This window comes from Solirubrobacter soli DSM 22325 (assembly GCF_000423665.1).
GTDB lineage: Bacteria > Actinomycetota > Thermoleophilia > Solirubrobacterales > Solirubrobacteraceae > Solirubrobacter > Solirubrobacter soli.
Window position 1 is genome coordinate 248,474 of the sequence record NZ_KE384070.1, and the last position, 26,228, is coordinate 274,701.

At 73.0% G+C, this 26,228-nt stretch carries 23 protein-coding genes; 10 read left to right on the forward strand and 13 right to left on the reverse strand.

Going from position 1 to position 26,228, the window contains the following annotated elements; genetic code table 11:
- Positions 1 to 55 precede the first annotated feature (55 nt).
- Positions 56 to 364, reverse strand: a complete 309-nt coding sequence (locus G569_RS0134065; protein ID WP_157592508.1) for a hypothetical protein — start codon at positions 362 to 364, stop codon at positions 56 to 58.
- A 175-nt stretch (positions 365 to 539) separates the two neighbouring features.
- On the reverse strand, positions 540 to 899 hold the full coding sequence (locus G569_RS0134070) for an SMP-30/gluconolactonase/LRE family protein (RefSeq protein ID WP_084286001.1): 360 nt from the start codon (positions 897 to 899) through the stop codon (positions 540 to 542).
- Positions 900 to 925: 26 nt separating this feature from the next.
- On the opposite strand from G569_RS0134070, the gene G569_RS0134075 reads away from it, so the two are divergent.
- Genes G569_RS0134075 through G569_RS53880 form a run of 3 tightly spaced genes read left to right on the forward strand, consistent with a single transcriptional unit; the run spans position 926 to position 3,523 of the window.
- The gene (locus tag G569_RS0134075) at positions 926 to 2,125 is read left to right on the forward strand and encodes a cation:proton antiporter (protein ID WP_028066735.1); all 1,200 of its coding nucleotides are present in this window, start codon (positions 926 to 928) and stop codon (positions 2,123 to 2,125) included.
- Between the two features lie 7 nt (positions 2,126 to 2,132).
- Positions 2,133 to 2,411 carry a hypothetical protein gene (locus G569_RS53875; RefSeq protein WP_053227394.1) on the forward strand — a complete coding sequence of 93 codons (279 nt, stop codon included), beginning with the start codon at positions 2,133 to 2,135 and terminating at the stop codon, positions 2,409 to 2,411.
- A gap of 47 nt (positions 2,412 to 2,458) precedes the next feature.
- Positions 2,459 to 3,523, forward strand: coding sequence for a lactonase family protein (locus G569_RS53880; protein WP_084286003.1), 1,065 nt, complete (start codon positions 2,459 to 2,461; stop codon positions 3,521 to 3,523).
- Here the strand turns inward: G569_RS53880 and G569_RS0134090 are convergent.
- The 7 genes from G569_RS0134090 to G569_RS0134120 all read right to left on the reverse strand — a co-directional run bounded on the left by G569_RS0134090 (position 3,520) and on the right by G569_RS0134120 (position 11,263).
- Positions 3,520 to 4,296 carry a GNAT family N-acetyltransferase gene (locus G569_RS0134090; RefSeq protein WP_028066736.1) on the reverse strand — a complete coding sequence of 259 codons (777 nt, stop codon included), beginning with the start codon at positions 4,294 to 4,296 and terminating at the stop codon, positions 3,520 to 3,522. The genes G569_RS53880 and G569_RS0134090 overlap by 4 nt on opposite strands.
- Entirely contained in the window at positions 4,296 to 5,534 is a 1,239-nt protein-coding gene (locus tag G569_RS53885; RefSeq protein WP_053227396.1) for a multidrug effflux MFS transporter, read from the reverse strand. The genes G569_RS0134090 and G569_RS53885 overlap by 1 nt, the downstream gene beginning before the upstream one ends.
- A gap of 43 nt (positions 5,535 to 5,577) precedes the next feature.
- Positions 5,578 to 6,387 carry a helix-turn-helix domain-containing protein gene (locus tag G569_RS53890; protein WP_053227397.1) on the reverse strand — a complete coding sequence of 270 codons (810 nt, stop codon included), beginning with the start codon at positions 6,385 to 6,387 and terminating at the stop codon, positions 5,578 to 5,580.
- Between the two features lie 22 nt (positions 6,388 to 6,409).
- Positions 6,410 to 7,603: an acyl-CoA dehydrogenase family protein gene (locus G569_RS0134105; RefSeq protein ID WP_037501137.1), complete on the reverse strand. Its 1,194-nt coding sequence runs from the start codon at positions 7,601 to 7,603 to the stop codon at positions 6,410 to 6,412.
- The gene (locus G569_RS0134110; protein ID WP_028066738.1) at positions 7,593 to 9,203 is read right to left on the reverse strand and encodes a PHA/PHB synthase family protein; all 1,611 of its coding nucleotides are present in this window, start codon (positions 9,201 to 9,203) and stop codon (positions 7,593 to 7,595) included. Before G569_RS0134110 ends, G569_RS0134105 begins: the two co-directional genes overlap by 11 nt.
- A 78-nt stretch (positions 9,204 to 9,281) precedes the next feature.
- Positions 9,282 to 10,070, reverse strand: a complete 789-nt coding sequence (locus G569_RS53895; RefSeq protein ID WP_037501139.1) for an alpha/beta fold hydrolase — start codon at positions 10,068 to 10,070, stop codon at positions 9,282 to 9,284.
- Positions 10,067 to 11,263: a PucR family transcriptional regulator gene (locus G569_RS0134120; protein ID WP_157592509.1), complete on the reverse strand. Its 1,197-nt coding sequence runs from the start codon at positions 11,261 to 11,263 to the stop codon at positions 10,067 to 10,069. The genes G569_RS53895 and G569_RS0134120 overlap by 4 nt, the downstream gene beginning before the upstream one ends.
- A gap of 93 nt (positions 11,264 to 11,356) precedes the next feature.
- Between G569_RS0134120 and G569_RS0134125 the strand changes: the two genes are divergently transcribed.
- Together G569_RS0134125 and G569_RS0134130 are read left to right on the forward strand one after the other, a co-directional pair.
- Complete coding sequence (locus G569_RS0134125) at positions 11,357 to 12,814, forward strand: long-chain-fatty-acid--CoA ligase (protein WP_028066740.1); 1,458 nt, start codon at positions 11,357 to 11,359, stop codon at positions 12,812 to 12,814.
- Positions 12,807 to 13,325, forward strand: a complete 519-nt coding sequence (locus tag G569_RS0134130) for an adenylate kinase (RefSeq protein ID WP_028066741.1) — start codon at positions 12,807 to 12,809, stop codon at positions 13,323 to 13,325. The genes G569_RS0134125 and G569_RS0134130 overlap by 8 nt, the downstream gene beginning before the upstream one ends.
- Positions 13,326 to 13,500: 175 nt before the next feature.
- Here the strand turns inward: G569_RS0134130 and G569_RS53905 are convergent, their stop codons facing one another.
- The gene (locus tag G569_RS53905; RefSeq protein WP_084286007.1) at positions 13,501 to 14,043 is read right to left on the reverse strand and encodes a TetR/AcrR family transcriptional regulator; all 543 of its coding nucleotides are present in this window, start codon (positions 14,041 to 14,043) and stop codon (positions 13,501 to 13,503) included.
- 280 nt (positions 14,044 to 14,323) lie between these two features.
- Between G569_RS53905 and G569_RS0134140 the strand changes: the two genes are divergently transcribed.
- Complete coding sequence (locus G569_RS0134140; RefSeq protein ID WP_028066742.1) at positions 14,324 to 16,054, forward strand: hypothetical protein; 1,731 nt, start codon at positions 14,324 to 14,326, stop codon at positions 16,052 to 16,054.
- A gap of 26 nt (positions 16,055 to 16,080) precedes the next feature.
- The gene (locus G569_RS0134145; protein WP_157592510.1) at positions 16,081 to 16,905 is read left to right on the forward strand and encodes a hypothetical protein; all 825 of its coding nucleotides are present in this window, start codon (positions 16,081 to 16,083) and stop codon (positions 16,903 to 16,905) included.
- Here the strand turns inward: G569_RS0134145 and G569_RS0134150 are convergent.
- Entirely contained in the window at positions 16,898 to 18,229 is a 1,332-nt protein-coding gene (locus G569_RS0134150; RefSeq protein WP_028066744.1) for a peroxidase family protein, read from the reverse strand. The genes G569_RS0134145 and G569_RS0134150 overlap by 8 nt on opposite strands.
- Positions 18,230 to 18,328: 99 nt before the next feature.
- Between G569_RS0134150 and G569_RS0134155 the strand changes: the two genes are divergently transcribed.
- Entirely contained in the window at positions 18,329 to 19,039 is a 711-nt protein-coding gene (locus G569_RS0134155; RefSeq protein WP_028066745.1) for an alpha/beta fold hydrolase, read from the forward strand.
- A 1-nt stretch (position 19,040) separates the two neighbouring features.
- Positions 19,041 to 20,006: an alpha/beta hydrolase gene (locus G569_RS0134160; RefSeq protein ID WP_028066746.1), complete on the forward strand. Its 966-nt coding sequence runs from the start codon at positions 19,041 to 19,043 to the stop codon at positions 20,004 to 20,006.
- A 19-nt stretch (positions 20,007 to 20,025) separates the two neighbouring features.
- Here G569_RS0134160 and G569_RS0134165 read toward each other — a convergent pair whose 3' ends face one another.
- Positions 20,026 to 22,725 carry an ATP-binding protein gene (locus G569_RS0134165; RefSeq protein WP_037501148.1) on the reverse strand — a complete coding sequence of 900 codons (2,700 nt, stop codon included), beginning with the start codon at positions 22,723 to 22,725 and terminating at the stop codon, positions 20,026 to 20,028.
- Positions 22,726 to 22,845: 120 nt separating this feature from the next.
- On the opposite strand from G569_RS0134165, the gene G569_RS53915 reads away from it, so the two are divergent.
- A complete protein-coding gene (locus G569_RS53915; protein WP_053227400.1) occupies positions 22,846 to 23,481 on the forward strand; it encodes a sigma-70 family RNA polymerase sigma factor in 636 nt (211 codons plus the stop codon).
- 3 nt (positions 23,482 to 23,484) lie between these two features.
- On the opposite strand, the gene G569_RS0134175 is transcribed toward G569_RS53915, so the two are convergent.
- Positions 23,485 to 26,220 (reverse strand): helix-turn-helix transcriptional regulator, encoded by a 2,736-nt coding sequence (locus G569_RS0134175; protein WP_028066748.1) that lies wholly within the window; start codon positions 26,218 to 26,220, stop codon positions 23,485 to 23,487.
- Positions 26,221 to 26,228: the final 8 nt, after the last annotated feature.

Sequence of the window (26,228 nt, forward strand, 5' to 3'; positions counted from 1 at the left end):
CCGCCGGAGCGCGATCCGGGTGATCTTGGAGCCGGCGTGGGCCTGCGGTGGGGAATCAAGTGACGTCACCGATTCCGGTGAGGATCCTGCCTCCGGTCCATGCCCCGATTCGCGGCATGCTGAGCAGGGCCGGTGCCTGAGGGTGGCGTTCGAACACCGCCTCGACCTCCAGCGCGAGCCGCTCGCGCGACGTGACCGTTCGCTCCCCGAGCGCGGCGAGCAACTCGTCGATCCGGGGCACACGCGGCTCGACCAGGCGCAGCAATCGGCGTTTGCCTGCGGCGCGCACCGCGGAGGGGATCGGGTAGCGGGCCGGCAACGCGCGGACCGCGGGATGGCGTCCCGTAGGGGTGAGGACGCCCACTGCGGTCTGACCGCACTCGGCGTCCGCACCCCCACTAAACGCGCCAACTCGAACCAGGCGTTCGGCGTGCCAATGACGAGGATGCCGGCCTCGATGACACTCTGGAAGGTCTCGGGCCAGTCGTCGTGCTCCCCAGTCGGCCTGGCGATCGTCTGTCCCGTGAGATCCAGCGGCGTTATACGCGGCGATGGTTCGAGAGCGAGCCGCGGCCCACGTCGAACGCGTGGCGGAGGCGGCGGCGCCCGTCGCGGACGTACAGGACGGTCTCGTCGGGCGAGAACGCGAGGCCGTGCGGGCGGGCGATGCCATCGGCCATCGCCCGCAGCTCGCCGCTGCACGGGTCGAGGCGATAGACCCGGGCGGGCAGCACCGGCCGTGGCCGGGACCACCGTCGCCGGCGGTCGGTGAACCAGACCGCGCCGTCACGCGTCACCACCACGTCGGTCGGTGTCGAGTTGAGGGGGAGTCCACGCCAGCGCAGCTGCATGGAGGTCACTGTCCGGCGAGTGCGCCGTGTCGTTACGGGGCGTAACACGACGCCACTCCGAGAGACCTTCGGCCATGCCTTCCTTCTCCGGTCTCCTCATCGTCACCGCCGTCGCCTTCGGCGCGCCGTTCGTGCTCGGCCTGTTCCCTCGATTGCGGTTGCCCGCGGTGGTCCTGGAGATCGTCTGCGGGATCGTGGTCGGACCGAGCGTCCTCGGGTGGGTGGAGGTCGATCAGACGATCGCGGTCGTGTCCACCCTCGGCCTCGCGTTCCTGCTGTTCCTCGCGGGGCTGGAGGTCGACTTCGGCCGGCTGCGCGGACGCGTGCTGACGCTGACGGCGGCCGGCTTCGCCGTCTCGTTCGGGCTCGCGGTCGTCGTCGGGTTCGGGCTCGACGCCGCCGGGCTCACCGACGCGCCGCTGCTGGTGGCGATCGCGCTCTCCGCCACGTCGCTCGGCGTGCTCATCCCCGTCCTGAAGGACGCAGGCGAGAGCACGTCGACGCTCGGCCAGCTCGTGATCGCCGCGGGCTCGATCGCCGACTTCGGCGCGATCATCCTGCTCTCGCTGTTCTTCACCGGCGAGGGTGGGACCGGAGCGACGCTGCTGTTGATCGGCTCGCTGCTCGGGCTCGGCGCGGCCGTGTTCTTCGCCGTGCGCGGCGCGTCGCGCTCGATGCGCATCCGCGCCGATCTGCTGCGCCTGCAGGACACGACGGCGCAGATCCGCGTCCGCGGCGCGATGGTGCTGCTCGTCGGCTTCGCCGCGATCGCGGAGGCCCTCGGCCTGGAGGCGATCCTCGGCGCGTTCGCCGCCGGCGCGGTCCTCACCCTGCTGGACACGGACGAGGTGATGTCACACCCGCAGTTCCGGCTCAAGCTGGAGGCGATCGGCTTCGGCTTCTTCATCCCGGTCTTCTTCGTCACCACCGGCGTGCGCTACGACCTCGACGCGCTGCTCGCGAGCGCCTCGACCGTGCTGATGATCCCGATCTTCCTCGCGGCGCTGCTGGTCGCCCGCGGGCTTCCGGCGCTGCTCTACCGCCGCCTGCTCGGCGCCCGCAAGGCCGCGATCGCGGGGCTGCTCCAGGCGACGTCGCTGCCGTTCATCGTCACCGCCACCGCGATCGGCCTCGACCTCGGCGTGATCGATGCCGCCACGGCCGCCGCGCTGATCGCCGCGGGCCTGCTGTCCGTCGTCGTGTTCCCCGCCACGGGGCTTGCGCTCCTGCGATCGGAGCCGGCGGTGAAACGCTTGGCGGTGATGGCCGACTGAAGCCGCCATGCCAATCGCACAGATCATCGAGATGCCAGGGCTGACCGCCGACGCCTACGACCGGGCGTTCGCGCTCATCCACCCCGGCGGCGCCTGGCCCGCCGGGCAGATCAGCCACGTCGCGGGCCCGACGGCCGACGGGTTCCGTGTCATCGACGTGTGGGAGTCCCGCGAGGCGTTCGAGCGCTTCGAGCGCGAGGTGCTCGCGCCGCTCGGCTTCGCGGGCGCGCCCACCACGGAATTCCCGATTCACAAAGTCGTTGTAACGGACTCGCCCGAGTCCTGACTACCTGCCTCGACCAACTCACCTCACTCCCCAGGAGGCTCCTCGAAATGAAGGTTCGCATGCGCGCCGCGGCGCCGATCGCCGCGGGCTTCGCCCTGCTGTTCACCGGTTCCGCGATGGCGTCGGACGGCGCCGTGTACACGCAGACCAACTCACCCACCGGCAACGCCGTGCACCGGCTCGATCGTGGTCCTGACGGGACGCTGACGCCGGTCGCCACGTACCGCACCGGTGGCACGGGGACGGGCGCGACGCTCCAGTCCCAGGGCACGGTGGCGCTGAGCGACGACGGGAGGATCGTCGTCGCCGTCGACGCCGGTTCGAATGACATCGCCGCGTTCCGCGTCGGGCGCCGCGGGCACCTCACGCTCGTCGATCGCGAGCCGTCGGGCGGCGTCACGCCGAACTCGGTCGACATCGCCGACGGCAGCGTCTACGTGCTCAACCGCGACGGCGTCCCGAACGTCACGGCGTTCGACCTCGACGGCTCCGGCCGGTTGCGCCAGCGCAGCACCGCCAACCTGACGGCCGGCGCGCTCGGCGCCGCGCAGGTGTCGGTCGCCCCGGGCGGCCGCGACCTCGTCGTGACCGAGCGCCAGTCCAACCGGATCGAGACGTTCCCGCTGAAGTTCGGCCGCATCGGCGCGCCGGTCGTCACCGCGTCCAGCGGCGCCGTGCCGTTCGGGTTCGCGTTCTCGCCGCGCGGCGATCTGGTCGTTTCTGAAGCCGGTGCCAGCACCGTCTCCTCCTACCGCGTCGCCGGCAACGGCGCCGCGAACGTGATCTCCGCCTCGCTGCCCGTCGGCCAGGGCGCCGCGTGCTGGGTCGCCGTGACGCCTGACGGGCGCTTCGCCTACACGGGGAACGCCACCGGCAGCATCTCCGGCTTCTCGATCGCCAGGAACGGCACGCTGACCGCGCTCACCCCCGGCGGCCTGACCGCTCCGTCCACGCGTCCGAACGACCTCGCGGTCGCCGGCGGCTTCCTGTACGCCGTCAACCCCGCCGCCGGCGAGGTCACCGCGTACCGGATCCAGGACGACGGCACGCTCGCGCAGATGCCGGGCGTCCAGAACCTCGGCGCCGGCGTCATCGGGCTCGCCGCCCGCTAGGAGACCCACACGGCGCGCGTGTACAGGAGCTCGAACCCCTGCCGCTGCGCGTTCTCGTGGGATTTGGAGGCCGGCTGCGTCGTCACGACCGCGACGTCGCAGCCGGCCTCCGCGGCGTCCTTCAGGCGCGCCGCAAACAACGCGGTCTGGACGCCGCGGCGGCGCTTGGCGGGTGCCGTCGCGGCGCCCGTCATCTGCGCGATGCCATCGTCGATCCGGAAGCTCGCCCCACCGGCCGGCTCGCCGTCGAGCCAGGCGGAGTAGCGCAGCGCCTCCCCGCGCGAGAAGAAGTCGCGCAACGCCGTGACGAGCGTCTCGCGCGGGAACTCCTCGTGCGACGGGACGCCCTGCTCGTCGGCCACGAGCGTCGCGTCGACGACCACGTCGAGCCAGGCGTCCAAGTCGTCATCGCGCCGGATCTCGATGCCACCGACCTGCTCGGGCACGTCGCGAAGCTCACGGCCGAGGACGTTCTCGAACCCTTCGAGCCGGTACCCCCGGTCGATCAGCAGGCCGGACAGCGCGGGATCGCCGAGGTGCGCGACCTCGACCTGCACCGGCGCACCGCGTTGCGCGAACGCGCGCTCGACCGGCTCGAGGTCCGGCAGCCCGTCGAACCCGAGGCCCGCGACCTTGTTGTACGGCGACCCCGGACGCGCGAAGCAGGCCACGCCGCCGGCGACCGGCGACACGAACCCGCCGCGGGCGGCGCCGGCGATCAGCCGCGCCTCGGCGCGCTCGATCCGCGCGGCCAGCTCGATGCCACAGAACATCACTCCATCATGGACTGCCGCGCCGGCCCCGGCAATCGGGGCGCCACCCTGAGATTCCCGCCGATCAGCCGCGCGTAGGCGCAGCCGGCCAGCAGGATCGACGCCGTGGTGACGATGCCGAGCGGAAGCGCCGTGTGCGCCCCTCCGAGGCCGACGAGCGGTGCGGCGAGGCCGCCGAAGGCGTAGCGCGCGAGCCCGAGCAGCGAGGAGGCGGTGCCGGCCATCTCCGGGTAGCCCGCCAACGCGAGCGACGTCGCCGGCGGCGACGTCACCGCGACGCCGCTGGCCAGCGTCAGCAGGGAGAGGACGATCGCCGCCAGCGGGAGATGCAGCGCGCCGGTGGCGAGCACGCCCGTCGCGCCGAGGCCGGCGATCCCGAGGCCGAGCGCGACCGTTCCGCGCTCGGACCACCGCTCCGCCAGCCGGCCGCCGAGGTACCCGAAGATCACGAAGCCGAGCGAGTTCAAGCCGAACGCGAGCGCGTAGCCCTGCGGTGAGAGCCCGTAGATGTCCTGCAGGACGTAGGTCGCTCCGCTCAGATAGGCGAAGATCGCGGCGTACGTGCAGCCGGTGAGCAACACGGCACCGAGAAAGACCGGGTCGGCGAGCAGCCGGCGGAAGTCCCGGCGGGCGTGAGACAGGCCGCCGCTCCTGCGCTGCTCCAGCGGGAGCGTCTCGGGGAAGACGATGGCAACGGCCACGAGGATGAGCACGCCGACCCCGGCGAGGAACGCAAATGCGCCGCGCCAGTCCGTGACGTTCGCGAGCTGGCCGCCGATCGCCGGGCCGATGATCGCCGCGAGCCCGCCGAGGACCGTGAGCCGGCCGTAGAAGCGCAGGAGCCGGCCGCCGGAGTACACGTCGCGGCCCGCGGCCTGCGCGATCACGACCCCGACCGCCCCGGCGAGCCCCTGGGCGAAGCGGGCCACGATCAGCAGCTCGATCGTCGGGCTGACCGCGCACAGCGCCGAGGTCGCGACGTACGCCGCCACGCCGATCAGCAGCGGCCGGCGCCGCCCGAACCGATCGGACAACGGCCCGGCGAGCACCTGCCCGAACGCCAGCCCGAGCAGACACGCCGTCACCGTGAGCTGGGCCGTGGACGTCGCGGCTCGGAGATCGCTCGTCAGTGCCGGGAGGACCGGGAGATAGAGGTCCATCGAGATCGGCCCGAACACGGTCAACAGACCGAGCAGCGCGGCCACCGATCGGCTTATCACGGGGGTGCGGTCGCTCATCGCCCCCAGCAAAGCGCGTCGCGTCGCGACCTGGGAGTCCCTGTCAGTACCCCCCGCCCAGCCGAGCGAGCCCGGCCGCTGAGTCAGAGCCCGGCTCCGCGGTCACGGCCCAGAGCGTCAGCCGGCCGCTGGAGCGGATCTCCATCGACTCCACGGTGAGCAGCAGCGCTCCCGCGACCGGGTGGTGGAAGCGCTTCTCCGTCCCCGACTGGGAGAGGCGGACGTTGCCGCTCTCCCAGCGCGAGCGGAACTCCGGGCTGCCGAGGAGCTGTTCGATCAGCGCGGCCAACCGGCGGTCGGAGGGGACGCGGCCGGTCTGGAGCCGCAGCATCGCCGCGAAGTCGCTCGCCACCTCGTCCCAGTCGGGGTAGAAGCGCATCGAGCGCGGGTCGAGGAACACGTAGCGCGCCTGGTTCGGGTGCTCGGATTCGAACATCTCGCACAGGAGCGCGCGTGCGAGGGCGTTGGACGCGACGTGATCGAAGCGCGGGTTGCGCACGAACGCCGGGACGCCGATCGAGTCGAGCAGCCGCTGCAGGCTCGGCCGGACCTCCTCGTCCTCCGGTGAGCCCTCACCGCCACGCGCCAGGTCGTAGAGGTGCAGACGCTCGGCGTCGTCGAGCTGGAGCGCGCGTGCGAGCGCATCCAGCACGGCGTCGGACGCACCGCCGAGGTTGCCTCGCTCGAGCCGCACGTAGTACTCGACGCTGACCCCCGCGAGCTCGGCGACCTCCTCGCGGCGCAGGCCCGGCACGCGCCGCTCATGGCCCCGCACCGGGACGCCCGCCGCTTCCGGCGTGAGGCGCCCGCGGCGGGACGTGAGGAACTGCCTGATCTCGTCGCGTCGGTCCACCGGGCGCCGAGCGTAACGCGTCCTACGCGAACGCACCCACGCCCGTGATGTCACGCCCGACGATCAGCGCCTGCATCGTCTCGGTGCCCTCGTAGGTGTGGATGACCTCGATGTCGCCCATGTGCCGGATCACGTGGTTCTCCAGGAGCACGCCGTTGCCACCCAGCAGGTCCCGCGCCTCGGCGATGACGGCGCGCGCCTTGCGGGTGTTGTTGAGCTTGGCCAGCCCCGCGATCGTGTCGGTCATCATCCCGGTCTCCTCCAGCCGCGCGAGCTGCATGCAATAGAGCTGCATCCCGGTGACATCGGCGAGCATCTTCACCAGCCGGTCCTGGACGATCTGGAACGAGCACAGCGGCTTGCCGAACTGGACGCGCTGCTTGCTGTACGTCAACGCGGTGTCGTAGGCCGCGACGGCGTGGCCCAGGGCGCCCCAGGCGCACGTGCTGCGGGTGGTGATCAGCACGCGGCCGGCGTCCTTGAACGAGTGCGTCTCCGGGAGCCACTCGCCGCGGGCGCCGGTCAGAGCGATCTGCGCCTGCCAGATCGCCCGCGCGGCGCCCTTGCCGCCGAGCGTCTCGGCCGCATAGCCGGGGTCGCTCGTCTCGACGAGGAACCCCTTGACCTGCCCGTCGGCGACGTCCCGCGCCCACACGACCACGACGTCGGCGATCGAGCCGTTGCCGATCCACCGCTTGGCGCCGTCGATCACCCACGAGTCGCCGTCGCGGCGCGCCGTCGTCTCCAGGGCGACCGAGTCCGAGCCGTGCGCCGGCTCGGTCAGGGCGAACGCGCCGACCTTGTCCAGCCGCGCCATCGCCGGCAGCCACCGCAGCTTCTGCTCCTCGCTTCCCAACAGCGCGATCGACTTCATCGCCAGCCCCGACTGCACGCCGAGGAACGTGCCGAGCGAGCCGTCGCCGCGATGCAGCTCCATGTTGACGAGGCCGCGGGCGAGCGGGCTCATGCCCGGGCAGCCGTAGCCCTCGATGTCCTCCCCGTACAGGCCGAGCTCGGCCAGGCGGCGCATCAGCGGCCAGGGCAGCTCGGCGGGCTCCCAGTAGTCGTTGATGACGGGAAGCACCTCCTCGTCGACGAACCGGCGGGTGGCGGTGAAGAACTCCCACTGCTCGGTGGTGAACTGCTCGCGGACGCGGAAGTAGTCCGTGGCGAGGGCGTCGCCGAGGTGGGCGTAGGGCAGGGCTTCAGCGGGCATGGACGTAGCTCCCCGGCGCCTTGGCGGCGCGCTTGTCGATCTTGGGCGCCGGCACGAGCCCGCCGGAGCGGGCGGCCAGCCATTGGTCGTAGTCGGTCCACCAGCTGCCGGGGCATTGGGTCCAGGCCTCGCCTTCGCGGATCCGGTAGCTGGAGCGGCTGTCCGGCCCGGGCGGGTTGACGAGCGCCTGGATGTGGCCGGAGCTCGAGAGGATGAAACGCGACTCGCCGCCGAGCAGCTCGGTGCTGCGGTACGCGTTCTCCCACGGGATGATGTGGTCGGTCGCGCCCGCGACGATGTAGCTGTCGACGTCGATCGCGCCGAGGTCGACGGGCGTGTCGAGCACGGTCAAGGCGCCCGGGGTCGCGATCGCGTTCTCCAGGCCGTTCTTGACGAAGTCGCGGTGCAGGCCCGCGGCCAGCCGGACGGTGTCCTGGTTCCAATACAGGACGTCGAACGCGGGCGGCTGCTTGCCCAGCAGGTAGTTGTTGACGACGTAGTTCCAGACCAGGTCGTTCGGGCGCAGCCAGGTGAAGACTCCCTCGAGCGCCCGCCCGTCCAGGTACCCGCGCCGGGCGGATTCGGCGACCGCGGCCGCTGCCAGCTCGCGGTTCGCGAGCGCGGCGGTCGTTCCCGCCCGCTCGTTGTCGAGTGCGGCGACCATCAGGCTCAGGCTCGCGATCTCACCCAGCCGGCCCTCGGCGGCGAGGTGCCCGAGCGCGCCCGCGCTGATGATCCCTCCGGAGCACGCGCCGTTGAGGTGCACCGCGTCCTGGCCCGTGATGCGGGCGACGGCGTCGCGCGCCTCCAGGACGGCCGCGGCGTAGGTGTCGAGGTCGAAGTGACCCTGCGCGGCGTCCGGGTTGCGCCAGGAGATGACGAACACCTGCTGGCCCTGCTGGACGAGGTACTCGACCAGGCTGCGGCCCGGCGCGAGGTCGAGCACGTAGTAGCGGTTGATCGTCGGCGGGGCGAACAGCAGTGGGATCTCGCGCACCTGCTCGGTCTGCGGCGCATACCGCAGGAGCTCGAAGACCTCCGTGCGCAGCACGACCCGGCCCGGCGTCAGCGCCAGGTTCTCGCCGACCGCGAACTGCTCCCCGTCGACGGTGGACGGCAGCCGCGGGAAGTCGGCGACGAAGTTGCGCGCGCCGCGGACGAGGTTCGCGCCGCCCTGATCGATGCTCGCCTTCAGCACAGCCGGATTCGACCACGGGAAGTTGGTCGGCGCGAGCGCGTCGAGCACATTGCCGGCGGCGAAGCGCGCCTGGCGCTCGGCGCGCCAGCCCGCGTCGCTGTCGGAGATCAGCCCGTCGACGGTCTCGCCGAGGGCGAGGTGGGTCTGCAACAGGCGCCGGAAGAGCCAGCTCTGCTCCCAGGCTGGATCGGCGAAGCGGCGGTCGCGCCTGCCCGCGCGCAGGGCGGAACGCCCGCCGGCCACGCGGGCCAGCTCGGCGCCGAGGTGGCCGACGCGCCGCGCGGTGCGGCGCGGCCGGCGGGCGAGCCCCGTGGCGACGCTGAGGGCCGCGCCGGGGCGGATGAAGGGGGAGCCGGTCTCGGTGAGCAGGACGTCGAGCGCGGCCTCGGGGACGGAGTTCATGCTCCGAACTGTCCCGCGGCGCCCGCCCCGCGTCATCGACGCCCGATCACGAACTTTCGCGCGTTCGTTGTGAGGCGATCACAACAGGAACGCGGCGATCTCCGGCGCCGCGTCCTCTGGCTGGTCGAGCAGGAAGAGGTGCCCGCCGCCGCGAACGACGTGCAGGCGCGCGTTCGGGAGCCGCTTCGCCAGCATCCGCGCGTTGGTGACCGGTACCGCCGGGTCGTCGTCCCCGCCCACGACCAGCACCGGGTGCTCGATCCGATGCAGCCAGGGGAGGCTCGTCCAGCCCGCCGCCGCGTAGAGCTGGTAGGCGTAGCCGAGCACGTCCGGCGGGCGCGAGAGCCGCGCCTGGGCGTTGCCGATCAGGACGGACCGGTCGCGCGCCGTCCGGCCGCCGGCGATCAGCGGGACGGTGAGCTCGAGCAGCCGCGGGTGGTAGTAGCGGGCGGGGGTCGCCAGCGCCAAGGCGGCGAGCGGCTTGGGCGGCACGCCGCCGAGGCCCGGGCCGGTCGCGCAGAGCACGAGCCGCCGCACCCGCTCCGGCGAGCGCCGCGTCAGCTCCTGCGCCAACGCCCCGCCCCACGAGTACCCGAGGACGTCGGGCCGCTCGAGCCCGAGGACGTCCATCAGCTCGCGCACGATCCGCGCGACGTCACCCATCCGCAGCGGCAGCCGCGGGCGTTGTGACCCACCCACACCCGGCGCGTCGAACGCGATCAGCTCCCGCTCGCCCAACCGCCCCTCGAGCGGCCGCCACATGTCGAGGTTCGCCCCGATGCCGGTGATCAGCAGCAGCGGCGGCCCGTCGCCGGCACGACCCACCCGCAGACGCAGCCCGCCGACCTCGACGACCGACGTCTTCATCGCTCGGTCAGCCGGATCGCGATGAGCAGGTCGATGACGTCCGGCAACCGCCGCAGGTCGCTGCCGGTCTTCTCGGCGATCCGCCCGAGCCGATAGTGCGCGGTGTTCGGGTGGATGAGCAGCGCCTCGGCCGCCGCCTTGGCGTTGAGGTCGGCGTCGGCGTAGGCGAGCAGGGTCTCGATCAGGTGCCCGCCATGCTCGCGGTCCTCGGTGACGAAAGCCTCGATCTCCGGGGCGATCAGCCGCCGAGCGGCCGCGTCGTTGCGCAGCGTCAGGTACTCGAACGCGCTCAGGTCGGGGAGCGAGAGCACGCCGCCGCCACCGGCCGCGGCCCGGCGCAGCGCCTGTGACGCCTCGCGATACGCGGCGCCGAGCGCGTCGAGGCCGTCGCGCACGGTGCTGACGCCGACGGCGAGCGCGACGCCCTGCTTGGCCGCCTTGTCGCACGCCTTGCTGAGTGGCGTTCGCAGGGCCGGCCGCCGCGTGCCCGCCTGGGCCTGGACGAGCACGATCTCGCCGTGGCGCGTGACCGCCAGCGGCGCGTTGCGGCCCTTCAGCGCCGTGGCGAGCGTGCCCGCCGCGCGGCCGAGCGCGCCCGCGTCGTCGGGCGCGTTCGTGGCCACCGCGGCAACCAGGACGCACCGGGCGCCGGGCTCCAGCCCGATCTCCTGCGCCGCCGCGAGCCCCGCCGCGGTCTGCGGGCTGCCGTGGGCGAGCAGGTCCTCGAGCAGGTCGCGGCGGACGCGGTCCGAGTCGGCGAGCAGCAGTTGCTGCGCCTCCAGGTACGCGCCGCTGGCGTGGGTCGTGACCGTATCGACGTACCCGATCACCGGGCCGGCCGCCGCCAGCGCCTGCTCCTTGACCGCCGCGCCGGCGGTCGACGCCGCCAGGATCGCGTCCCAGACGATCGTGTTGTAAGTGCGGAACGCGGCGAGGAAGTCGGCCAGCGGGATGCCCTGGCGGGCGCGGCGGGCGGCGTGCTCCTCGACGAACCGCAGCTCGCGCGGCTTGGCCGCGCTGCCGCGGCGCAGGACGTCGCACAGCAGGTCGTGGTGGGTCTCCGTGTGGCGGCGGGCGTCCTCCAGGACGGTCTCGCTGTAGCTCGCGATGCGGGAGGCGTAGCCGTCCACGGCGGCGCTCACGAGCTCGTCGCGGCGGGCGGCCAACGCGTCGGCGATCAGATCCGTCGCCATCGATGCCATTGTAATCGAGTCACAACAGGGGGTGGTCAGATTCGGTCCCGCGACCCCATGACCGGGCGCGAATGCGGCCATAGCTTGTCGTCCATGCCCAATCTCGCTCACCTGCTCTCCGCCACCCACCGCGACCGCGTCGCGATCCAGCTCGACCGGACCGAGCTCACCTACGGCGCGCTCGACGCCGCCGCCGCGCAGGTCGCCGGCCTGCTGCGCGCCAAGGGCGTCGCGCCCGGCGACCGCGTCGCGATCATGCTCCCCAACACGCCCCACTTCGCGGTCACCTACTACGGCGCGCTGCGCGCCGGAGCCGTGATCGTGCCGATGAACGTCCTGCTCAAGCAGCGCGAGGTCGCGTTCTACCTGCGCGACTCCGGCGCCAAGGTGCTCTTCGCCTGGCACGAGTTCGCCGAGGCCGCCCACGCCGGCGCCGAGGCGGCCGACGCCGAGGTCGTGCTCGTCGAGCCCGGCCAGCTCGAGGCGCTGCTCGCCCGCTGCGAACCCGCCGAGGCCGTCGTCGAGCGGGCCGACGACGACACCGCCGTGATCCTCTACACCTCCGGCACCACCGGCACCCCCAAGGGCGCCGAGCTCACCCACGGCAACCTCGCCCGCAACGTCGCGGCGTCGATCGAGCTCTTCGGTACCGGCGAGCACACCGTCGCCCTCGGTGCACTGCCGTTCTTCCACGCCTTCGGCCAGACCTGTGCCCTGAACACCACCATCGCGGTCGGCGGGCGGCTGACGCTGCTGCCGCGCTTCGACGCGGGCAAGGCGCTCGAGATCATCGAGCGCGACGCGGTCACGACCTTCCTCGGCGTGCCGACGATGTACGCCGCGATGCTCCACCACCCCGGCGAGCACGACACGTCTTCGCTGACGGTCTGCGTGTCCGGCGGCGCGGCGATGCCGGTCGAGGTCATGCGCGCGTTCGAGGAGCGCTTCGGCTGCGCGGTGCTCGAGGGCTACGGGCTCTCCGAGACCTCGCCGGTCGCGTCGTTCAACCGCCGCGACCGCGAGCGCAAGCCGGGCACGATCGGGCTCCCGATCGCCGGGATCGAGCTGCGGGTCGCCGACGACGGCGAGCTGCTGATCCGCGGCCACAACGTCATGAAGGGCTACTGGAACCGGCCCGAGGCCACCGCCGAGGCGATCGACGCCGACGGCTGGTTCCACAGCGGTGACATCGCGCGTGTCGACGACGACGGCTACTTCGCGATCGTCGACCGCAAGAAGGAGGTCGTCATCCGCGGCGGCTTCAATGTCTACCCGCGCGAGATCGAGGAGGTCATCTACGAGCATCCGGCCGTGCTCGAGGCCGCGGTGATCGGCGTCCCCCACGACACGCTCGGCGAGGAGGTCGGCGCCGCGATCGCGCTCAAGCCGGGCGCGACCGCCACCGCGGGCGAGCTGCGCGACTACGTCAAGCAGCGTGTCGCCGCCTACAAGTACCCGCGCCACGTGTGGTTCGTCGACGCGCTGCCCAAGGGGCCGACGGGCAAGATCCTCAAGCGCGAGATCGAGATCCCGGAGGCCGTCCATGCCTGACCTCGTCCTGCTCGGCCCGCCCGGCTCCGGCAAAGGGACGCAGGCCAAGCCGCTCGCCGCCGCGCGCGGCCTCGCCTACCTCTCGACCGGCGAGCTGCTGCGCGCGGCCGGCGCCGCCGTCCGCCGCTTCCTCGACGCCGGCGAGCTCGTGCCGGACGCACTGCTGTTCGAGCTGCTGGGGGAGGCGATGCCGGCCGGCGGCGTTCTGCTCGACGGGTTCCCGCGCACGCTGTCACAGGCCAAGGCGCTCGACGAGCGCACCGCGGTGGAGGCGATCCTCCTCGACGTTCCGGATGACGTGGTCGTCGAGCGGCTCGCCGGACGCGGGCGCGACGACGACACGCCGGACACGGTCCGCCGCCGGCTCGCGGTCTATCACGAGCAGACCGAGCCGCTGATCGCCTACTACGAGCGCGGCGGGCGGCTCGTGCGCGTCGACGGGGTCGGCACCGCCGCGGAGGTCGGTCACCGGATGCGGCGTGCGATGAACTCCGGCGCGTGGGCCAGCTGAGTCGCCGCGGCGCCGAGCACTTCTACGCGCCCGCCGCGGCCGACGCCCTGAACAAGGACGAGGCCTTCGTCGCCACCGCCGAACTCCACCGCGACGGCGTGAACCTCGAGCGACTCGCCGCGCACAGCGAGGGGGGTGTTCGACGTTTCGCCCCTGTACAGGGGCGAAACGTACCTCACCCCCCAAGGCTCGCGGCGCCGTACGCGCCCAACTGGCGCAGTCCCGGGCGACCGCGCGGGTCGCGGCCTGGACGAGGGTCTGGATGTCGTTGGCGACGAGGTCGGTGGGCACGGTGCCGTCCTCCTGCGCGCGCCAGGAGGCGGCCGATGCCGGCGTCGAGGGCCATCGCCGCGTCGCGGATGGCGTCGTCGTTGGCGCCGGCGAGGTGGGCGACCTGGAAGAACGCGCGGTCCGGGGCGATCTGCGCGGCCGCGCGTTCCATGTAGGTCTCCAGCGCCGCGCGCGGCTCGAGCACCGAGGACTCGAGGTCGTCGGTGATCTCCTTCAGGCGCACGTAGTGGTCGACCATGATCGCCGAGATCAGATCGTCCTTCGTGGGGAAGTGGCGGAAGAACGTGCCGACCGCGACGCCCGCGCGGCGGGCGATCTCGCGCGTGGGGGCGTTCGCGCCGAGCTCGGCCAGTGCCTGCGCGCCGGCGCGCAGCAACTCCGCGCGATTGCGGCGCGCATCGGCACGTTGGCGGGGAGCTTCGGCCATCACCGCACATCGTGGCTGAGCGAGGAGGAGTGGCCGTCTCGCTGGTCAGGCGAGACGGCCGTGAAGCGGAGCCGGCGAGCGTCGGGGAGGAGAGGAGGGACTACCCGGTGGCTTTTGCGTTCAAGGAGGGGGTCAGCCTCTGTGTGCTCCAGCTTCGGGCAAACGGGGCCGGGTTGCGATCGCTCGCCCGGGTGAACTCACTCACCCCCGAGGCGCTCGCCGCCGCTACCGGTAATACGACATGGTCCGTGCCTGGCGTTTCCGGGACGCTGGCGCGGCGATGACACCGACGCCGATCAATGAACCCGAGCGTCCCCGGCGCGACCAGCCGACGCGACGTCCCGATGTCACACCCGCGCCCGCGCCGTTCGGCCCCGCGGCGGTCCTGGCGCTGCAGCGCGGCGTGGGCAACCAGGCCGTCACGCGCATGGTCTCGCGCATGCAGGGAAACGCCCCGGCGCAGACGGGGCAGTCCTGGTACAGCCCGGTCGTCGACCCGATCTACAACTACCTCTTCGGGCCCGCCAACGCGGCACCGCAACAGCCCCCGCAGCAGCAGCAGCAGCCGGCGCCCGACAACCGGCGCCAGGACGACCGGGCGGCGCAGGAGGACGCGATCAAGCAGACGCTGCCGGGGCAGGTGGACGCGATCGCGCAGGCGCTCCAAGCGCCGTGGATCGACCAGCAGGTCACGGCGAAGCTGAACGAGATGACACAGTACGTCGGGCCGTTCAAATCGCGGGTCGAGCGGAGCTTCGACGGGCACGCCAAGGCCCTCGCCGACATGCGCGACACGACCGACCAGCGCGTCAAGGGGCAGACGTACGACAAGGGCGCGCTCGTCAAGGCCACGAAGGAGCACGCGGCCGCGGTGGCGCACTACGAGCAGCTCGGTCCGGCGCTCGCCGCGCTCGAGCGCCCGGACGTCAAGCACGCCGCCAAGCTGGCGCGGCTCAGGGAGCGACTCGCCAACGCGCAGCGCGACCTGGCACTCCTGCAAGAGGACCTGCCTCTGTACGGCGGCCTCTCGTGGCGCGGCCACGCCCACACCGTGAACGAGCTCGAGCGCCACGTGGGTGAGGTTCGCGCGGAGTTCGACAAGTACGCGGCGCGGGTCAAGGCGATCTACGACGAGCACTTCGAGGGCTTCGTCGAGCACGTCTCGTCGATCGATGCCAATGAGATCGTGGTCCCGCTGCATGGCGTCCCGGCGCCTGAGCGCAAGCCGAAGACGCGCGGGCAGGCCCCGCAGCAGCAGCCGGAGCAGCGGCTGGTGGCGTACGAGCAGTCCAACCGCGGGCACATCCAGAACGCCCAGTTCAGCGCGCCCGGCCGTTCCGGCGGCGGCGAGGCGATCGACTACCTGATCCGCGGCGCGAACGTCTTCGCTCCCGCGGACAGCTTCAAGCGCCACCACATCCTCGGGCGGCGCTACCTGCAGCTCCTCTACCAGGTCGTGGCGGCGATCAAGGACGACAAGCTGTCGGACCTGACCGCGCAGATCGCCTACGGCGGGGAGCTCACCCCCGCCGGGGTCTTCTGGTCGCCGGTGAACCTCTTCCTCGGCCCGGGCTCCCGCCTCGACGATCCCGGATCCGAGCTCGAGCTCAAGCGTCCCGCGTCGTTCCCGAACGAGCGTTGGACGGCGCTGATGGCGCTGTACCGCTTCCTCGACACGCTCATCCTCGACAAGCGCGCGTTCGCCACCGAAGGGGAGACCTCGCCGCTCGCCGACGTCGACAAGGAGCGCCGGCTCGAGCTGATCGCGCTGGTGGGCGCGCTCGCGCGCGTCGGTGCCTCGGCGGCACACCCGATGCAGGCCGCCGACTGGGGTGTGATCGCCCCGGGCGGGGCGAACAACCAGTACATGACGAACGGGCCCTACGGCGAGAAGGTCGACGCCGACGAGTGGCGCGTGCACGCGGCCACCGTGGGCGACAACGCGCCGAACTGGGTCGCGATGTGCGCCGATCTTGACACCTTCAACAGTTACAAGTTCTACGTGCTTTGAGCGTGCGGGCTGGGTAGCCCGGACCTATGAGCACTCGAGCACTGGTAGGGATGCTGTGCGGCGCGGCCATCGCACTCACGGGCTGCGGCGCGAAGGAGGCAGCGGTCGTCAAAGGGGCGTTCGAGAAGGACATCAAGAGCGCGAACGTCGACCTCTCGATCGGGATCAAGAGCCAGCAGGAGGCGGTGAACATCACCGTCACCGGGCCGTATCAGTCCAACGGCGAGGGCAAGCTGCCGAGCGCGGATCTCGCCGTCAAGGTCGACGCCGGAACGCAGAACTTCGAAGGCCGGCTGATCTCCACGGGCAAGAACGCCTTCGTCGTCTACCAGGGCGAGACCTACGAGGTGGGTGAGCAGACGATCGCCCAGCTGGAGAAGCAGGGCCAGTCCCAGCAGTTCTCGACCGCCGACCTGTCCAAGCTCATGGGCACGATGAGCGACTGGTTCCCGGAGAGCAAGGCCCAGGACGCCGAGCTCGGCGGCGAGCCGGTCGACCGGGTCACCGGCAAGCTCGATGTCTCGCGGGCGCTCAAGGACATCGACGCGCTCGCCAAGAAGTCCGGCGTCCAGGGCTACAAGGGGCTCTCGACTTCCGACATCAATCAGATCGACGACGAGGTCTCAGACCCGAACTTCACGATCGACGTGGCCAAGAGCGACGGCAAGCTGCGCCGCATCGAGGCGTCCATGTCCGTCAAGGACGCCTCCGACAGCGGCACGATCGACTTCGCCCTGATGCTGACGGACGTCGACAAGCCCGTTCAGATCGACGCCCCGAGCTCCGGCAAGCCGATCGGCGAGCTGATGCAGAAGCTGTTCGGCGCCAACGACGACACGCAGGTCAACTAGGCACGAGGACATCGGCAAGACCGAAGGCGCCGGCGCGGCGGGCGGGAAGCGTCGGCGTCCACGCGGGGTCGACCGCGCGGAAGGACTCCTGGTCGGCGTCGATGATCCCGACCAGCACCTCGCCGACGATCCGCCCGCCGACGGGGCCGAGCTGGTCGCCCGCGTGCAGGACCTCGGCCTCCTTGAGGATGTAGAACCACAGCGGGGTCTCGGCGGTCCAGTCGTGCTCGGCGAGGCCCACCTGCTCGGCGCTCAGCGCGGGCACGCCGAGGTGGCGGGCGACAGCCTCGCCGGACGGGAGCCCGACGGCCTGGCCGCGCTGCAGGTCGCGGTTGGCCAGCGACGCGTAGTCGGTGCCGGGGCGCTCGCCTGACACCTGCGTGGGCAGCGAGATCAGCGGGCCGGGGAGGCGCGAGTCGATGCGCTTCGCACGCTGGGCGGGCGGGAAGCCGTCGACGTCGACCTGGAGCGTCCAGTCGACCGTGTGCTCCGGCGGCACCGGGCCGAAGCCCATCAGGTCGGGGAACACCGGCACCGGACCGAATTGCGCGTTGACCTGGTAGCGGTCGCGGATCTGCGCATGGCCGTAGCGGTAGGCGGCGTCCGCGAACTCGAACGGGATGTACGGGTCGTCGCGGTCGACCCGGTAGAGCTGCGGGCCGCGGTCCAGGAGGGCGGCGGTCAGCTCGGCACCGATCAGCCCGGGCAGGAACTCGCGCAGGATCACGTGCTGGTAGTGCCAGGTCGCGGCGCGGCGGGCCTCCTCGAAGACCTCGCCGACGCCGTCGTCCCGCAGGCGGTCGACCAGGTGGTTGTGGAGCTTGATGAAGGCGACGAGCAACTGGTTGGTGAACAGCTGGACGTCGTTGCGCGGGTCGCCGATCAGCGCGATGCCCTGGTGGTTGCGGGGGACGTCGCAGCCGGCGGGGGAGAGCAGGAGCTTCGCGGGATCGTCCTTGCGGTACAGGTACGGCGACCCGATCGGCCCGGTGCCGTACATGCCCTCGAGGTTGGCCTTCGGGATGCGGAAGTTGCGCACCTGCGCGGGGTCGGAGCGATGGGCGATCGGCGACCGGTCGGCGGTGATGTCATGCGCGATGAACTGGCCGAAGAACGGCCACACCGCGGGGATCTTCGCGTCCGGGTCGTCGAGGAAGTCCGCGCCGAGGTCGCACGGGCCACCGGGGCGGCCGAGCCGGTGCAGCGCCTCCTCGTCGACGACCAGCGCCGGTAGTTCGGCGAACAGCGAGCGGTAGCGCCCGCCGGAGATCGGGGCGTCGACGCGTTCGGGGGCCAGGCAGTGATCACGGGCGGCGAGGGTCATGCAGCGAGTCTCCCGCCGCGGGCGCGCGACCTCATCCGTGCCACTCCCTGGTCGAGTCCCCAGTGTCACGGATCGGCAGGCGGTCCGGTCATGGGGGGCATGACCAATCCAACGATTGTGCTCGTCCACGGCGCGTTCGCCGAGTCGTCCAGCTGGAACCGCGTCATCGAGCCGCTGATCGCGGCCGGGCACCGCGTGATCGCGGTCGCCAACCCGCTCCGGAGCCTCGCCTCCGACGCCGCCGCCGTCAGCGATGTCGTCCGTCAGATCGAGGGCCCGGTCGTGCTCGTGGCGCACTCCTACGGCGGTGCGGTGATCACCAACGTCCAGGCCGAGAACGTCGTCGCCCTGGTGTACGTCGCCGCCTTCGCGCCGGCGCCCGGCGAGACCGCCTTCGGCCTGTCGACGATGTTCCCCGGCAGCTCGCTCGGGGACGCGCTGGAGGCCTGGCCGCGCACCGACGGGACGACCGACCTGACGATCGCGCGCGACCGCTTCCACGAGCAGTTCTGCGCGGACGTCCCCGCGCCCGAGGCGGCGCTCATGGCCGCGACGCAGCGGCCCGCGACCCAGGAGGCGCTGACCGAGCCCAGCGGCGAGACCTGCCTCTGGAAAGGCGTCCCGTCGTACTTCGTGGTCGCCGAGCTCGACCGCAACATCCCGGCCCAGCTCCAGCGCTACCTCGCCGAGCGCGCGGGCGCGGAGCAGACGATCGAGCTGGCGGGCGCCTCGCACGCCGCGGCGGTCTCGCGGCCCGACATCATCGCCGAGACGATCCTCGAGGCGTGCGCGCTGAAGGCGGTGGCGTGACATGGCGGCTCCCGCGATCACGCGGCCGATCGTGCTCGAGCGCGCCGCGCAGGCGTTCGCCGACGCCGCCGCCAAGCCGCCGCTGTTGTACGAGCTGACGCCGGCGCAGGCGCGCGCGGTGCTGGATGACGTCCAATCGGCCCCGGTCGAGAAGCCGCCCGTGCAGGAGACCTGGTTCACGGTGCCCGCCGACGTCGGCGACGTGCAGGTGCGGCTGCTGCGTCCGGTGGACGCGGTGGCGCCGCTGCCGGTGATCCTCTACATGCACGGCGGCGGGTGGGTGCTCGGCAACGCCCACACCCACGACCGGCTCGTCCGCGAGCTCGTGGCCGGCACCGGCGCGGCGCTGGCCTTCGTCGAGTACGACCGCTCCCCCGAGGCGCGCTACCCGGTCGCGATCGAGCAGGGCTACGCCGTGGCGAAGCACATCATCCGCGACGGCGCCGCCCACGGCCTCGACGCCGAGCGGATGGCCGTGGCCGGCGACTCGGTCGGCGGCAACATGACCGCCGCCCTGACGCTGATGGCCGAGGGCCGCGGGGACGTCCGCTTCATCCACCAGTCGCTGTTCTACCCCGTCACCGACGCCGCGATGGACACGGCCTCCTACCGCCAGTTCGCCGAGGGCTATCACCTGACCGCGAAGGCGATGGCGTGGTTCTGGGACGCATACGCCCCCGACCACGAGACCCGCAACCAGTCCTACGCCTCACCGCTGCGCGCCGCCGACCAACAGCTCGCGGGCCTCCCGCCCGCGCTGGTCATCGTCGACGAGTGCGACGTCCTGCGCGACGAGGGGGAGGCGTACGCCGCGCGCCTGCGCGAGAACGGCGTGGACGTGACGACGGTGCGCTACGACGGCACGATCCACGACTTCATGATGCTCAACCCCCTGAGCGAGACCCACGCGACCCGCGCGGCGATCGCCCAGGCGATCGCGACCCTGCGCACCGCGCTGCATCCCTAAGAGCCGGTTGACGAAGCTCCTAGTCCGCGAGCGCCTCGCGCAGGTCGCGGCGGGTACTCACGTCGAGTTTGCGGAAGACCTTGCGGAGGTGGTACTCGACCGTCTTAGGGCTGATGAACAGTTGCGCGCCGATCTCCGGGTTGGTGCGTCCGTCGCGGGCCATCCGCGCGACCTGCGCCTCTTGTGAGGTGAGCACGTCGCGCGGGGCCGCGTCGACGCGGCGGACGGCCTCGCCCGCGGCCTGCAGCTCGAGGCGCGCGCGTTCGGCGAAGGCATCGGCGCCGCTGCGGCTGAAGCTCTCGTAGGCGGTCCGCAGGTGCTCGCGGGCCTCGCCGCGGCGGTTCTGCCCGCGCAGCCACTCGCCGTAGAGCAGCCGCGACCGCGCGAGCGCGACGGCGACGCGGGTGCCGGACAAGAGGTCGATCGACTCGCGGTACGCGGACTCGTCGTCGTGCACGAGGGCGCGCGCCGCGGTCTCGGTGCCGAGCGCCCACGCCGTCCCGCTCGCCCGCGTCCGCTCACTCAACACCGCAAGCGCGGGCGCGGCGACATCGACGCGCCCGGAGCGGACCGCGGCTTCGACCAGCTCCGCCAGCGCCCACGCATAGATCCCCACGTCCTCGTGCTCGCACGCAAGCTGGGCGGCCTCGAGCGCCTCGCCGTGACGACCGCGACCGTTCGCGATCAGCGCGGTCGCCCAAGCGAGGACGCCGAGGCCCATGCCCTCGCCGCGCTCGGTCGCCTCGCGCCGCGCCGGCTCGAAGAGCGCGGCGGCGCGCACCGGGTCGCCGCGCCACGCGGCCAGCAGCATCGCGCCGTACTTGACCGGCGCGCCCTCGGTCACCTCCGTGATCGCGTCGGACTCCTCGACCAACGACGCGGCGGCGGAGAACTCGCCGGCGAACACGTGCACCGCCGCGCGGTGGGTGGCCGCGACGGGCAGCCGGCTGAGCGTGCCGGTCTCGCGCGCGGCGCGCACGCCGCGGGTCGCCAGCGCCTCCCAGAGCCCGTCGTCCCACAGGTCCTGCGCGAGCCGGCACCCGAGCGAGAGCCACTGGATCGAGCCCTGCTCGACGCACGCCCGCAGCGCCGCGGACACCGGTGCGACCGACGCCGCGTAGCCCTGCGTGAACCGCGTCACGAGCGCGTCGAGCAGCAGGTCGGCGGCGGTGGGCGGCGATGGTGCCGCAGGGGCGGAGCGGGCGGCCTCGGCCAGCTCGCGCACCCCAGGCCCGACCGCCAGCCGCCCCGCGTACAGCGTCGCCGCGATCGATTCGAGGAACGTCTCGCGCGCCAGCCCCGGATCGTGGGGGGAGAGACGCCGGGCCGCGTCGAGCAGGAGCGGCGGCGCGTCGCTCCCCCGCCGGCGCGCGAACGCGATCGACGCCTGCAGCCGGGCGAGGCGCGCCGCCTGGCGATCGTCGAGCGGGGCGGCCGCGGCGGCCAGCACCAGGTCGGTGGCCGCGCCCGGGTCGCCGACGTCCAGTTTCGCCTGCGCCGCTGCCAGCGCCCGCTCGACGCGCACCGCCGGCTCGGGCGTGAGCTCGGTGGCGCGTTGCAGGAACGCGGCGGCCGCCGCCAGGCCGCCGCGCCGCCGCGCGCGGCAGGCGGAGCCCATCATCTCGCCCGCCACCGTCTCGTCGGTGCCGGCCGTGGCGTGCGCGCGATGCCACGCCCGCCGGTCGGGGTCGACCGCCGGGTCGGTCGCCGCCGCCAGCGCGCGGTGGACCTCGCGGCGGTGGCCCGCGGGCGCGCCCCGGTAGACCGCCGAGCGGACCAGCGGGTGCTTGAAGTCCACCCGCAGGCCGAACTCGAGCAGCCCCGCGCTCTCGGCCGGCCCGCCCGCGTCGCCCCCGATCCCCAGCTCGCCCGCCGCGCGCCACACGAGGTTCGCGTCGCCCACCGGATCGGCCGCGGCCGTCAAGAGCAGCAGCTGGGTCTCGTGCGGGAGCGACTGGACGAGCTCCAGGAAGCTCTGTTCGATCCGCCCAGCAAGCGGGCGAGCGTCCGGCAGCCCGAAGCCGCCGGCCAGCGCCGCCGGCGTCAACCGCCGCGGCAGCTCGGTCAGCGCCAGCGGATTGCCGCGGCTCTCGGCGAGGATGCGATCGCGCACGCGCTCGTCGAGCCGCCCGGGCACGACCGACGCCAGCAGCGAGCGCGCGTCGCTGTCGGACAGCCCTTCGACGCGCAGCTCCGGCAGGCCGGCGAGCGCGTCGGCGTCGACCGGCTCGCGGACCGCGAAGACCATCGCGATCGGCTCGGCCAGCAGGCGGCGGGCGACGAACGCGAGCGCCTGGGCGGATGCCTGGTCGAGCCACTGGGCATCGTCGACGAGACACACCAGCGGCTGCGCCTCGGCCGCCTCGGCCAGCACGCCGAGGACCGCGAGCGCGACCAGGAAGCGTGACGGCTGGCCGCCCTCCTGCAGGCCGAACGCGACCCGCAGCGCATCCCCCTGCGGTGCGGGCAGGCGGTCGAATCCGTCGAGCAGCGGCGCGCAGATGTGATGCAGCCCCGCGAACGCGAGCTCCATCTCGGCCTGCACCCCGGCGGCCCGCAGCAGCCGGTACCCCGAGGCGCGGTCGGCCACGTAGGAGAGCAGCGCGCTCTTGCCGATCCCCGCCTCACCGCGCAGGACGAGCACGCCGCTCGTGCCGGTCCGCACCCGCTCCAGCAGCGCGTCGAGCCGCTCGCTTTCACGGCTGCGACCCGGGAGCATTCCCGCAACCTTAGCCAGGCTTCGCCGGGGGTCCCTAGGGACCCCCGCGGGAGGAGACTAGGGACCCCACGCGGGAGGTGCGCAGATGAGAGCGCAACGTCGTCGGAGGAAGCTCGGAGCATGCCCTCCATCGCCATCTCCGAGATCGACGCGGCGTCGTTCATGGATGCGCGCCCGCGTCTGCTGCGGATCGCCCGGCGCGTGCTCACCAACCCCGCCGAGGCCGATGACATCGTTCAGGACGCCTGGGTGCGCTGGCAGGAGACCGACCGCGACGTCGTGCGCGACCCGGCGGCGTTCCTGACGACGACCACCACGCGCCTCGCGCTCAACGTCGGCCAGTCGGCCCGCATGCGTCACGAGGCCGCCGTCGGCTCCTGGCCCGGCGACGCGATCGACCCGAGCGCGGACCCGTTGCGCGGCGCCGAGCAGGGCGAGGACCTCGAGCACTCGTTGTGGATGCTGCTCGAACGCCTGTCGCGGACCGAACGCGCCGTCTACATCCTCCGCGAGGCGTTCGAGTACCCGCACCGGCGGATCGCGCGCCTGCTGTGCCTGAGCGAGGCGAACGTCCGCCAGATCGTCACCCGCGCCCGCCGCCGCCTCTCGGGCGACGTGCGCTGGGATGTCGATGCCACCGAGCATGCCCGCCTGCTCGAGGCGTTCCTCGCCGCAGCCCGCACGGGCGAGCTCGAGGCGCTCGAGGAGCTGCTCGCAGATGACATCGAGCCGGCCCGCCTGAGCCTCGCGGCGTGAGCCTCAGGGCAGCGCGCCCTCGAGCTCGCGGCGCGAGCTGATGTCGAGCTTGCCGAAGACCTTGCGCAGGTGGTACTCGACGGTCCGCGGGCTGATGAAGAGCTGGGCGCCGATCTCCGGATTCGTGTGCCCTTCGGCGGCGAGGCGCGCGATCTGCGCTTCCTGGGGTGTGAGCAGATCGCGCGTCTCCGCCGTTCGCCGGCGGATCGTCTCGCCCGTCGCCACGAGCTCGCGGCGGGCGCGCTCGGCGAACGCCTCCGAGCCGATCTGCGCGAACGCCTCGTACGCCGCCCGCAGCTGCTCGCGCGCGTCGATCCGCCGGCCCTCACGGCGCAGCCACTCGCCGTACAGCAGGCGGGCGCGGGCGAGCTCGATGCGCATGGGCGTTCGCTCCAGCCGCTCGATCGCCTCGACGTAGTCGGCGTCGTCACCGGTCACCAGCGCCCGTGCCCGGGCGAGCACGCCCAACGCCCAATCCGTCCCCGCGGCGCGGGTGCGCGCTTCGAGACGCGGAAGCGCGGCCGCGGCGACCTCGGGCAGGCCCGTGCGCGTGGCCGCCTCGACCAGCTCCGCCAGCGCCCACCCGGCGTAGCCCTGGTCGTCGTCCTCGCTGCCACGCCGCGCCGCCTCCAACGCCACGTCGTAGCGCCCGAGGCCATTGTTGAGGACCGCTGTGGCGTACCCGCACTGCGTCAGCACCCGTCCCTCGCCGCGCGCCGTCGCGCTCGCGACGCACTCGGCGATGAGCGTGGTCGCTTCGGCCTCGCCGCCGCGCCAGACCCCGAGCAGCAGCCGCGCGTACACCAGCGCGGCATTGCCCGTGGCGGCGGCGATCGCGTCGGCCTCCTGGATCAGCACCCCGGCCGCGTCGAAGGCCCCCGTGAACAGATCCACACCCGCCCGGTAGACGAGCACGATCTGCAGCGTCGTGAGCACGCCGGACTCGCGGGCGAGCTGCACCGCGCGGTCGGCGAGCCCGTGGAACGCGGTCGCGTCCCACAGCTCGAACACGGCCAGCGACTGGACCACCGGGCACAGCGCGAGCCAGCGCATGACCGCCTCGTGGCCGTCGAGCGGTTCATCGAGGAAGGCCTGGACCGCATGCCGCAGCGACGGCGCGGCGGCGCCGGGACCGTCGGTGAAGCGCAGCGCCATGCCGTCGAGCACGCGGTCGACCGAGCGCGGCGCCGGCGCCGCGGGCGCGGTGCGGGCCGCTTCGGCCGCCTCGCGCACGCCGGTGGCGGCGTACATGGCGGCGCCGAGCGCCTCCAGGTACGTCTCCCGCGCCAGCGCGGGATCGAGCGCCTCGAGCTCCTTCGCCGCGTCGAGCAGCAACGGCGGGGCGTCGCGCCCTCGCCGGAGCGCGAACACGATCTCGGCACGCAGGCGCGCCACCCGCGCGCGCTGGAGCTCGTCGAGCGGGCTCAGCTCGGCCAGCACCAACAGGTCGAGCGCGGCCTCCGGGGCCGCTGAGCGGAACTTGGCCCGCGCGGCCGCGAGCGCGCGCCGGCTGCGCTGGGCCGGATCGGGGGTGAGCGCCGTGGCCTTCTCGAGGAACGCGGCGGTCGCGGCGACGCCGCCGCGGGCCTGCGCGCGGCCGGCCGAGCGTTCGAGCTCGTCCGCGACCGCCTCGTCGGGACCTTCCGCGGCGTGGGCGCGATGCCACGCGCGCCGGTCGGGGTCGAGCTGCGGGTCGGTCGCGTCCGCCAGCGCTCGGTGGACCTCACGCCGCTCCGGCGCCGTCGCCCCGCGGTACGCGGCGGAGCGCACGAGCGGGTGTCTGAAGCGGACCCGCGCGCCGAGCTGGATCAGCCCGGCCGCCTCGGCGGGCGCCTCCGCGTCGGGCTCGATCCCGAGCCGCTCGGCCGCGGCCCGCAGCAGCATCACGTCGCCGACCGGCTCCGCCGCGGCGAGCAGCAGCAGGCGCCGGGTCTCCGCCGGGAGCGGCTTCAGCCGGCTCGCGAAGCCCTGCTCCATGCGGCTGGTCAGTGTCATCGAGCCGGGCAACCCGAAGCCGCCCGCCACGGTCACGGGGGTGAGGCCGCGCGGGAGCTCCAGCAGCGCCAGCGGGTTGCCGCCCGCCTCGGCGAGCAGCCGGTCGCGCACCCGCTCGTCCAGCGGACCCGGGATCGTGGCCTCCAGCAGCACCCGCGAGTCGGCGGGTCCCAGCCCGCCGACGACCAGGTCCGGGAGCCCGGCGAGGTGGTTCTCGCCGCCGTTGGTGCGCCGGCCGAACACCAGGGCGACCCGCTCGGCGAGCAGCCGCCGGCCGACGAACGCGAGCGTCTGCGCCGACACCCGGTCGAGCCACTGCGCGTCGTCGACGAGGCACAGCAGCGGCTGCTCCTCAGCGACCTCGGCCAGCAGCGTGAGGACCGCCAGCCCGACCAGGAAGCGATCGGGCGGCGGCCCGGCGCTGAGGCCGAACGCGATGGCGAGCGCGTCCGCCTGCGGCCCCGGGAGCCGCGAGAGATGGTCGAGCAGCGGCGCGCACATCCCGTGCAGGCCGGCGAACGGCAGCTCCATCTCGGACTCGACGCCCGCGGCACGCGCCGTCCGGCACCCGTCCGCGCGCTCGGCGAGGTACTCGAGCAGTGCCGACTTGCCGACGCCGGCCTCGCCGCTGATCACCAGCACGCGGCTCTGACCGCCGCGGACGCCCGCGATCAGGCCGTCCAGCTCATCGCACTCAGCCTGCCGGCCCAGGAGTCCGGGCGCTGGGAGGTGCGATTCGTCCATGGCGCGTC